The sequence below is a fragment of the Noviherbaspirillum galbum genome (assembly GCF_010974945.1).
Taxonomy (GTDB): domain Bacteria; phylum Pseudomonadota; class Gammaproteobacteria; order Burkholderiales; family Burkholderiaceae_D; genus Noviherbaspirillum; species Noviherbaspirillum galbum.
In genome coordinates this window covers 87155-96569 of record NZ_JAAIVB010000010.1, presented here as the reverse complement: position 1 = coordinate 96569, position 9415 = coordinate 87155, and the positions used below count along the sequence as shown (strand labels likewise).

Annotated in this window: 8 protein-coding genes and 1 pseudogene; 5 read left to right on the top strand and 4 right to left on the bottom strand. The window is 65.6% G+C overall.

Annotation, left to right across the window (positions count from 1 at the left end; genetic code table 11):
• The 4 genes and pseudogenes from G3574_RS28055 to G3574_RS02990 form a co-directional block, all read right to left on the bottom strand.
• Window positions 1-550 (bottom strand): annotated as a pseudogene (locus G3574_RS28055) (hypothetical protein); the annotation flags it as partial.
• A gap of 2 nt (window positions 551-552) precedes the next feature.
• On the bottom strand, window positions 553-1242 hold the full coding sequence (locus tag G3574_RS03000; RefSeq protein WP_163960531.1) for a response regulator transcription factor: 690 nt from the start codon (window positions 1240-1242) through the stop codon (window positions 553-555).
• A 194-nt stretch (window positions 1243-1436) separates the two neighbouring features.
• Entirely contained in the window at window positions 1437-2006 is a 570-nt protein-coding gene (locus G3574_RS02995; RefSeq protein WP_163960530.1) for a Spy/CpxP family protein refolding chaperone, read from the bottom strand.
• 125 nt (window positions 2007-2131) lie between these two features.
• Entirely contained in the window at window positions 2132-2404 is a 273-nt protein-coding gene (locus tag G3574_RS02990) for a hypothetical protein (RefSeq protein WP_163960529.1), read from the bottom strand.
• A gap of 358 nt (window positions 2405-2762) precedes the next feature.
• Here G3574_RS02990 and bcsD point away from each other — a divergent pair, with 358 nt between their 5' ends.
• The 5 genes from bcsD to bcsB are packed head-to-tail and all read left to right on the top strand — an operon-like array spanning window position 2763 to window position 9414.
• The gene (gene bcsD, locus G3574_RS02985; protein ID WP_163960528.1) at window positions 2763-3227 is read left to right on the top strand and encodes a cellulose biosynthesis protein BcsD; all 465 of its coding nucleotides are present in this window, start codon (window positions 2763-2765) and stop codon (window positions 3225-3227) included.
• Window positions 3228-3261: 34 nt separating this feature from the next.
• A complete protein-coding gene (locus G3574_RS02980) occupies window positions 3262-4161 on the top strand; it encodes a hypothetical protein (protein ID WP_163960527.1) in 900 nt (299 codons plus the stop codon).
• Window positions 4158-4922, top strand: coding sequence for a cellulose biosynthesis protein BcsQ (gene bcsQ / locus G3574_RS02975; RefSeq protein WP_163960526.1), 765 nt, complete (start codon window positions 4158-4160; stop codon window positions 4920-4922). Before G3574_RS02980 ends, bcsQ begins: the two co-directional genes overlap by 4 nt.
• Window positions 4919-7066: a glycosyltransferase family protein gene (locus G3574_RS02970; protein WP_163960525.1), complete on the top strand. Its 2148-nt coding sequence runs from the start codon at window positions 4919-4921 to the stop codon at window positions 7064-7066. Before bcsQ ends, G3574_RS02970 begins: the two co-directional genes overlap by 4 nt.
• Window positions 7063-9414, top strand: a complete 2352-nt coding sequence (gene bcsB / locus G3574_RS02965) for a cellulose biosynthesis cyclic di-GMP-binding regulatory protein BcsB (protein ID WP_163960524.1) — start codon at window positions 7063-7065, stop codon at window positions 9412-9414. The genes G3574_RS02970 and bcsB overlap by 4 nt, the downstream gene beginning before the upstream one ends.
• The last annotated feature ends 1 nt before the right edge of the window (window position 9415 follow it).

Genomic DNA, 9415 nt, shown 5'->3' with positions numbered 1-9415 from the left:
CCTCGGGTGCGCCCGGAGGAGGCCCGGGCGGCGGCCCTGCCTGCCCGGATGCGCGGAGGTCCGGCATGGGCGGCGCGCCCGGATGGTCGCCTCGGCGCTCCGGCGGCGGACCACCGGCGGCCTCGGGCCCGCCCGGTGCTGGCCCGGGTGGCATGCGCCGCATCGCATAGAGCAGCCAGTTGCCGCCGTCCTCGGCAACGATGGAACGTATGGCATGGGTATAGGCGTTCTGTTCGCGCAGTTGCCTGACCTGGGCCAGCGTGGCCTGGTTGACGTCGCGGCCGAGCAGGTCGCGTCCCTGGTCGTCGATCACGTAGATCTGCTCGCGGCGGTTCTGCTCGAGCAGCTCGCGCAGCGCCCGGGTGCCGCCCGCGCGCAGCGTGGCGACGGCGGCGTCCAGCAGGAAATTGGCCGGCGGCCCCAGTTCGATGCTTTCCGCCAGGCGGGCGCGATGCCTGTCCTTGATCCAGATGCCGCCGCTGACCGTCATGACGACGATGGCCTGGGCAAGCCAGATGGAGAAGAAGATCTTCCAGAAAAGCCGGCCCACCGTCAGGCCTTCAGCAGCAGGTAGCCCTGGCGATGCACGGTCTGGATGCAGGAACGTCCATCTGGCAGCACGCCCAGCTTCTGGCGCAGGCTGCTCATGTGGACGTCGACGTTGCGGTCGAAGCGCGCCAGCGGACGTCCGAGCGCCTTCTCGGACAGCTCGTTCTTGCTGACCGTCTTGCCGGCATTGCGCAGCAGGACTTCGAGCAGGTTGAATTCTGTGCTGGTGAGTTCGACGGGGGTGCCGCTCCATTGCGCGCGGCGCTGCTCGGGCCACATTTCGAGCGGGCCGGCAACGAGGTGCGATGGGGCATCGCTGTCTTCCTGCGCCGGCCGCGCGCGGCGCAGGATGGCGCGCAGGCGCGCGCTCAGTTCGCGCGGGGTGCAGGGCTTGGGCACGTAATCGTCCGCGCCGAGTTCCAGTCCGAGGATGCGGTCCATGTCGTCGCCCTTGGCGGTCAGCATCAGCACCGGCATCTGGCTGTCGCGGCGCAGGCGGCGCAGGGTGTCCACGCCATCGACCTTGGGCATCATCACGTCCAGCACGGCAATGTCGAAGTGCCCCGTCAGCGCGGCGACCAAGCCTTGCTGGCCGTCATGGGCGGCATGCACGGTGAAGCCGTCCTGCTCGAGGTATTCCTTGAGCATTTCAACCAGTTCCACGTCGTCATCGATCAGCAGGACTCTTGCCATGTGTTTACTTCATGCATCGGGTTGGGGAGGTGCGCCATGATAAGCGCGACCGTGAAAACGCGCCTTCTCGGGCAGCTTATCTTTACAGGAATTTACCGGAGATGCCACCGCCTTGAAATGGAAAAAGCCACGCCTTCATCGAAGGCGTGGAAATTCCCGTCGCCGCAATCACGGGAAGAAAGGGAGCGAAAGCGCTAGCGCTGGGCTGGAGGCATGGGAGGCATCTGCGCGCCAGGCGCACCGGGCGGCGTGCCCTGCATGCCGGGCATCGGCCTGCCCCGCTCCGCTTCCATGCGCTTGCGCGTGGTCTCGACGCTGGCCCGCTGCTCAGGCGTGAGCACGGCAAGGATCTGGCTTTCGGCACGCGCATGGAGCAGGGCCAGTTCTCCCGACGAGCGGGCGATCGCGTCGGCGATCGGCTTGCCCCTGGCATCGCTGTACTGGCCGGACAAGGCCAGCTCGGACAAAGCCTTGCGGGCTTTCATCAGTGCCTTGTGCTGGTCCCGCACCTGGGGTTCCAGCGCATGGTGGATCTGGAAGATCTTGTCCTGCTGCGCCTCGTCCAGCGTCAGGCCGTGCAGCAGCGGCATCAGTCCGCCGCCATGCGGTCCATGGTTGCCATGCCTATCCTCGCCGCGCATGTCGTGGCCGTGCGCCATGGGCATGTCCATGCCCGGCGGCATGGCTCCCGCGAACAGCGGCAGACTGGCCGCGATGGCGGCGATCAGCCTGGCCTTGCCGGAAAAGCGAAAAAGCGAAGTCATGTCTTGTTCTCCTGTGAACGTTAGCCTGGGATGCGCGAATGCATGGACCGGATTGTCCGCCCCGTCCCTGTAAATCGGTGACAGCGGAGGTAAATTCAGGTAAATGGCCAGCCTGGCATCGCTCTTTACTCTTCTTTACCGGCCTTTGCACCTTCAAGGCAGATCTGCCCCGAGGCCGTAGATATAGTCGCCCCATTCACAGGCAACCAAGGATGGGCACGATGAACGATCACCGATGCCACGGCCACCGCGACCATGGACGCCTCGGCAACGACGAATGCCAGCTGCGCGTCGGTGCCGGAATTCAGTGATGGCGTCAGCTTGCAGACGGCTACCGTGACCGGAAATGCAACGACCGGGTCAACGGCGACGCTGGTCGCCGGGCTCTGAAAAAACATTCGAAGGAAGGGTGAGTTGCCCTGTCCGGGCATCCCCGGCACGCGCCGCGACGTGGAAACACGGCCGCGGTTTTTTATTGCCGGTTCATTTGCGCGCCAAGCCTAGGCAAGGCGGAAATCCGTCAATTATTTCCGTATGGAAATACAACCGGAGGGAAATGCGTTCTTTCGGACACAACCCCTTGCGAGTTATTGTTGCCGATGCGAAATTCGAGGAAAACACAATTATAATTAACATCTAATTGCAAGCGGATTGCGCAAGGGTTGTTACGATTCATATCAACCCGATGGTACGCCAAGGTTGCCTGCCGCTTCGCCAAAAAAACATCTTTCGTTTCTGGGCCGAGGACATTTGCGCATGACTACAGACACTCTGGAAAAATACTTCCGTGGCCAACAGGTTTCGGTCCAATGGCTGCCCGTGCTGCGGGCAATGGGTTCCGAACTGGCGGGATCTGCCGACGAAGGCGACCTGGCGCGCCTGTTCCACGCGATCGGCGGCCGCATGGCGGCGAGCGCCAGCGAGCACTTCCAGAGCGTGCAAACCCTCGACCAGCTGCAGGAGCGCCTCAATGCCTACTGGGCCCATGTGAACTGGGGCTGGGTCGCGCTGAACGAGGTCAAGGGCGGCATGGACATCGTCCACTATGCGTCGCCACTGGCGGAGGCATTCGGCCAGCAGACGATCAACTGGACCGCCGCCCTGCTCGAAGGTTTCTACCAGTCGATCTTCAAGGTCCTCGGCGCGGGCGACAAGATGGCGGTCCGGCACATGGGCGCCGCTGCCGAGGGCATGGAAATCCACCTGCGCTTCGGCCGCTGAACCGACCGACAACCCACCGCTTGCCAGGACGCCAATGAGCCAATTCGATCACAACATGTCACAGCTGTTCCGGTCGGTCGCCGCAGACAGGTCGGAAGACAAGAGCGCTTCCAGCACGCTCGCGCAGGAAGCCGAACAGCGCTGGCCCCTGCTCAAGACCATGCGTCCGGCCAAGCCGGAAGACACGCCGCCGCTGCATCCGCGCGCGCGCCAGCACATCGGCCCGCCGGGACGTCCCGCCGCCAGCGCGCGCAAGCAGGCGCTGACCCTGCCCAGCCTCGGCGACAAGCTCGCCGAAAGTTTGAACAAGATGGCCGCCGGGAATGTCTCAGCACGATCGCCTTTGACCGCTCCCCCGCCGGATGACGACATCTCCATGAACGCCGTTGACAACCATGCATCCGCTCCCGCCCGCCAGGACGGCGCACGCGCGCTTTTCGCGCGCGCGAGCGAAGCGCAGGATGAGCAGGAAGACATGAGCGAGGCACGCGGCGGCCTTGGCATGTTTGCCAAGCGCGCGGCCAAGCCGCAGCCCGCACCGCAAACCGTAGCGCCGCCTGCGGAAATGCCTCGCGAGACCAGGGACGGCAGCCTGTTCGGACGCCCTGCCGCCGCGCCGGTGCAAGCCGCGCAACCGGCACAGGCCAACCCGGAACGGCCAGGCATGTTCGGCAGGCGCGCGGAAGCGGCGGCGCCGGAAGAGCGGCCCGGCCTGTTTGCGCGCCGCGCTCCTGCGGCGCCGGTCGAGGAAGGCAAGCCTGGCCTGTTCGGCAAGCGCAGCGAGGAAGCACAACCGGCGCGCCAGCCGATCGCCGAACCGGTGAAGGACAAGAACCTGTCGAGCGTATTCGCCCGCCTTGAAGAGAAGGATGACGACGCCCCGGAGCCGAGCCAGTCCCGCGGTTCCCTGTTTGGATGGTTTGGCAAGCGATGAGTGTCATTGGAATCGTCTCGATGAAGGGCGGGGTGGGCAAGACGTCCATCACCGCCAACCTGGCATCGGCGCTCGCATCTCGGCTCGGACACGGACGCGTCTCCGTGGTCGACCTCGATCCGCAGAATGCATTGCATTGGCACTTCGGCATCGAAGAAGGCACCCGCGACGGCGTCTGCGAAGCCACCGTGCGCGGCGCGGACTGGCGCGGCGTGGCCTGCGAATCGGACTACGACGTCACCTGCCTGCCTTACGGCGCCGGCGCGGAAGAAGACCGGCTGGCCTTCGAGGCCCATCTCGCCAGGCGCGCCACCTACGTCGGCGACCAGATCCGGCGCGCCGGCCTCGATGACAACGCGGTGGTGCTGATCGATACCCCGCCGGGGCCGTCGGTCTACCTGAAGCAGGTCTTTGCCTGCGCGGACATCCTGCTGATCGTCCTCCTGGCCGACGCCGGTTCCTATGCCACCATCCCCGCGATGGAAGCCTGGCTGGAGGAGATGGATGAATTCCGGCGCGGCATGCCCAGCGTGTACGTCCTCAACCAGGTGGACACCTCGGAACCGCTCAGCCGCGACGTGACCAACCTGCTGCGCCAGCACCTCGGCAAACGCCTGGCGCAAGTGAGCGTGCATGCCGACGAAGCCGTGGGCGAAGCGCTGGCATTCCAGCAACCGGTGATGGCCTACGATCCGCACGGCCAGGCCAGCCACGACGTCGCCCGCCTCGCCAACTGGCTGGTCGATATTCTGAATCGATGAATCCACGTTCGGTTCTTTCCTTGTGGCGCGAGCGCTGGGGCAAGGCTTCCACGGCCGGGCTGAAGGTGCCGTACGCGCGCGGGAAACCCAACGTGATCATCAAGCGTCTCGTCAACGCTTCCTTCTGGTCTTCCGCCATCCTCTCCGGCGTCGCCACGGTCCTGTGCCTGGCGGCGCTTGTTTTCGTGGTGACGGTGCGCTATCCGGTGCACGACCAGGTCATCATTTCCGCCGTCCTGCTCGGGATTTCGGTTTTCCTGAACCGGTATTCCGGGACCTGGATCACCCTGCTGCTCGGCGGCTTCTCGACGCTGGTGGCGCTGCGCTACGCGGACTGGCGCGTCACCGAAACGCTCTCGCCGGAACTGGGCCCGGACTTCCTGCTCGGCTTCGGCCTGCTCGCCGCCGAGGCGTACCTGTTCCTGCTGTTCGGCCTGCGCTTCCTGCGCGGCGTGTGGGCGATGCGCTGTCCACCCCTGCCGATGCCGGAGGATGCGCGGCAGGTCCCCATCGTCGACGTCATGCTGCTTTGCCATGGCAAGTCGCTGGAAGAACTGCGCGGACCGGTCATCGACATCCTGGCCCTCGACTGGCCGAAGAACAAGCTGAAGATCCACCTCGTCGACGAAAGGCTGCGCCCCGACGTCGCCGCCCTCGCCTCCGCCGTTGGCGCGCACTACGATGCGCAGGAACCCGGCCATGCCGGCATGGCCGGCGGCATCCGATACGGCATGTCGAAAAGCTATTCGGAAGTGGTGGTCCTTCTCGATGGCGATTTCCGCGCCGGAAAAGACCTCCTCAAGACCACCGTACCCTGGTTCACGCGCAACTACAAGCTGGCGGCCACCATGACGCCGCATCATCCGCTGGCGCCGGAGCCCGATGAGGACGTGCTCGCCCTGTGCGGCGAAGCGCATGCCGGACAGTGCGCCATCGTCAGGCGCGCCATGATGGAAGAAGCGGGGACGATGGAGCCGGCGTTCGACCAGCAGGCCGAGGAAACCGCGCTCATCTTCCATCGCCTGAACTATGGCACCGCCTATCTCTGCAAGAACGTACCCGCCGACGCCTACACCGACGCCATGCCCGGCCTGTCGGTCTTGCCGAGCCCGTTCTCGTATGTCGTCCTGACGGGAAAACGCTGGCTCGCCTCCATGATCGCGATGCTGGAGTTTTACTTTCCGCTGGCCCGCCTGCTGTTCTTCACCGCGCCCGCGGCCTACCTGCTGCAAGACGTCGAACTCGTGCGCGCCACGCCCGCCGCGCTTGCCAGCTATGCCATCCCGCACTACCTGCAGGGCTACCTCGCCCATGGCCGCGCGCAGGGGCCGAAGCGCCTGGGCATCTTCACGGACCTGAAGGAAGGCCTGGTGGCCCTGTACCTGCTGATACCCACCGCCATCAGCGTGGTCCGCACCGCCGTTTCCCGTCCTGGAAAGCGGGAAGCCGGCACGCCGCGGCCCGGACTGCCCTTCAGCGCCAGGCGGGGCGCGGCCTATGCCCTGCTCATCGGCCTGAACCTTGCGGCCTTCGCCGCCGGCCTGCTGCGCCTGGACGGCATGCCGCCGGCCGATGCCGACATGGCACTCGCTTATCTCGCGTGGAGCGGGTGCAACCTGCTGCTGCTGGCTTCCCTGATGGCGGTGGCGTTCGAAGCGCGCGAAATCCGCATTCATGCGCAGGCGATCAGGCGCATGCCGCTGATGATGCGCATGCCCCTCGGCCGCACGGTCTCCTGCACCACGCTCAACTTTCCCTCGACCACGCTGGACATCGAACTGCCAGGCGCGCTGTCCGCCCGGACCGGATCGGCGCTGCGCATCGCAATCTTCCATGGATACCGCGAGCTTGCCGTGGAGGCGACCGTTCTCTCCTGCGACGAACACCTGCTGCGCGTCGCCATCGATCCGAAGGCCCACGCCGACTACCTCGCCTTCGCGGAAGCCGTCATGGCGCGCGGCGACAACTGGCCGAAATGGCTGCCGGGACGCGAGGCGGACCGCCTCGTTCCGGCCTGGGCCACCAACGGAATCCTTGCCTTCCTCATCGGCATCGTGGATTTCGGAACGAACCCCGTTCAAACTATGAAGACCTGGCCCGGACTGGCCAAGAAGCTACGATTTTGGAAAAAAGACGAATCATGACAACAAGGACTTCCTGGATCCGGTCGGCCAAGTCGACACTGGCCGGCGTGGCGCTCACCACCCTGGCCGCATCGCTGCTCGTTGCCATTCCTGCCGAGGCGAAATCGCGCAAGAAGCACAAGGAAAACGCTTCGCCGGTCGAGGAAGTTGTCGAGCCGGCGCGCGACAGCAGCCTGGTCAACGGCGGCGACGGCAGCACCGCGGCGTCGGCCGGTCAGCGCACCGTGTCGCTCACCTTCAAGCAGCTCGGCGCGTGGTCCTCGCTCAAGCTGCGCGGCGTGGACGGTTCGCAGTCCATCGGCTTCACCCTGCGGGCGGACGAAGTGGTGGTCGGCGCGAAGCTGCGGCTGGCCTATGACTATTCCCCCGCCCTTCTTCCCGACCTGAGCCACCTGCGCGTGCTGCTCAACGAGCGCGTGGTCTCGGTCGAGAATCTGCCGCAGGGCAAGAACGTCGGCAACCTGCGCGAGATCCCGCTCGATCCGCGCCTGTTCAACGAATTCAACGAACTGCGCTTCAACCTGGTCGGCCACTACACCCGCCAGTGCGAAGACCCGTGGCACACCTCGCTGTGGCTGACCCTGAGCGACCTCGGGCGCATCGAACTGACGCTCGCGCCGGTGTCCACCAACAGCGACCTGAAGAACCTGCCGGCGCCCTTCCTCGACACGCGCGACATCACCGCGCTCAAGCTGCCCTTCGTGTTCGTGCAGGATCCGCAGCCAGGCCCGATCCGCGCCGCCGGCATCGTGGCATCGTGGTTCGGCATCCAGGCCGGCAGCAAGGGCGCACAGTTTCCGGTCAACCTGAACAAGCTGCCCGACGGGAATGCCGTGGTGTTCCTGCAGGGGAACGACAGTTTTGCTGGCCTGAAGCCGGCCAAGGGCGCGACGCTGTCGGTCCATCCGCATCCGACCAACCCGCTTGCCAAGCTGCTGCTCGTTGCCGGCAACAACGAGGAAGACATCCTGCGCGCCGCGCGCGCGCTGGCGCTGGTGTCGCCCACGCTGATCGGCCAGTCGGTCACGGTCACCAAGGAAAGCGACGCGCCGGCGCGCAAGCCCTACGACGCTCCCGCCTGGATTCCGGTGGATCGCCCGGTGCGCATCGGCGAGCTGTCCCGTCCCAGCGACCTGCGTGTGCAGGGCTTCTATCCCGGCGTGATCCGCGTGAATTACCGCGTTCCGCCCGACGTGTTCACCTGGCGCACGCCCGGCGCGCCACTCAAGCTGAAATATCGCGCCACGCGCCTGCCCGAGCAGCGCAATTCCACGCTGGCCGTCTCGCTGAACCAGACCTATATCGACACACTGGCGATCAACGGCCCCAACAAGGGCCAGGGCGCCAACGGCCTCGACAGAATCGTGCCGGTGAAGGCGGAAAACAATTCCGTGCGCGACGCCTCGCTCTACCTGCCGCCCTACGAGCTCGGCGGCCGCGACCAGCTGCAGTTCGCCTATACCTTCGACCTGATCAAGGAAGGCGAATGCAAGAACCTGCCGCCTGACAACATGCAGGGCGCAATCGACGCGGAATCGACGATCGACTTCAGCAGCTTCCCGAAATACGCGGTGCTGCCCAACCTCGGCTATTTCGCCAACGTCGGCTACCCCTTCACCCGCATGGCCGACCTCTCGGAAACGGCGGTGGTGCTGTCCGAAAGGCCGACGGCGGAAGAGCTCGGCCTCTACATGACGGTGATGGGCCGCATGGGCGAAGCGACCGGCTATCCGGCGATCCGCCATGCGCTGCTGCGCCCGAACGCCGTCGATGCCGCCGGCGACAAGGACATCATCGTGATCGGCGCATCCAACAGCCAGACCCTGATGGCAAAGTGGGCCGAGAAACTGCCCTTCGTGCAGATCGACGGCGAGCGCCGCGTGCGCGCGCCATCGAAGTCATGGTTCCCCTCCTACCGCTGGCGGCAGAACGACGAACGCGCCGAATCCGGCGGCGCGGGCAGCATGAGCCTGGTCAGCAACGGCAACCTGTCCGCGGTGTTCGGCTTCGAATCGCCGCTCAAGTCCAGCCGCAGCGTGGTGTTCCTGTATGCCGACCGTCCCGCCGACTTGCGCAAGATCAGCGACGCCCTGCTCGATCCGGAACGCATCGGCCAGATCCAGGGCGACCTGGCGATCGTCGACGACAAGAGCGTTGCCAACGCCCGCGTCGCCGAGCCTTATGTGCTCGGTTCGCTGCCGGCGTTCGCCATGATCCGCTGGTTCCTGGCCGACCATCCCCTGCTGTTCGCCTTCACGGCGCTCCTGAGCTGCCTCGTGGTCGCCACCGTGGCCTACCGCGCGCTGCGTAGGGTTGCCTCCAGGCGCAAGAAAATCAACCTGACTTGAC

Bases quoted from the DNA above. Each gene is read 5' to 3' on its own strand.
- bcsQ (WP_163960526.1), top strand. From the start codon at position 4,158: ATGAGTGTCATTGGAATCGTCTCGATGAAGGGCGGGGTGGGCAAGACG.
- G3574_RS02990 (WP_163960529.1), bottom strand. From the start codon at position 2,404: ATGTTTTTTCAGAGCCCGGCGACCAGCGTCGCCGTTGACCCGGTCGTT.
- bcsD (WP_163960528.1), top strand. From the start codon at position 2,763: ATGACTACAGACACTCTGGAAAAATACTTCCGTGGCCAACAGGTTTCG.
- G3574_RS02995 (WP_163960530.1), bottom strand. From the start codon at position 2,006: ATGACTTCGCTTTTTCGCTTTTCCGGCAAGGCCAGGCTGATCGCCGCC.
- G3574_RS03000 (WP_163960531.1), bottom strand. From the start codon at position 1,242: ATGGCAAGAGTCCTGCTGATCGATGACGACGTGGAACTGGTTGAAATG.
- bcsB (WP_163960524.1), top strand. From the start codon at position 7,063: ATGACAACAAGGACTTCCTGGATCCGGTCGGCCAAGTCGACACTGGCC.
- G3574_RS02980 (WP_163960527.1), top strand. From the start codon at position 3,262: ATGAGCCAATTCGATCACAACATGTCACAGCTGTTCCGGTCGGTCGCC.
- G3574_RS02970 (WP_163960525.1), top strand. From the start codon at position 4,919: ATGAATCCACGTTCGGTTCTTTCCTTGTGGCGCGAGCGCTGGGGCAAG.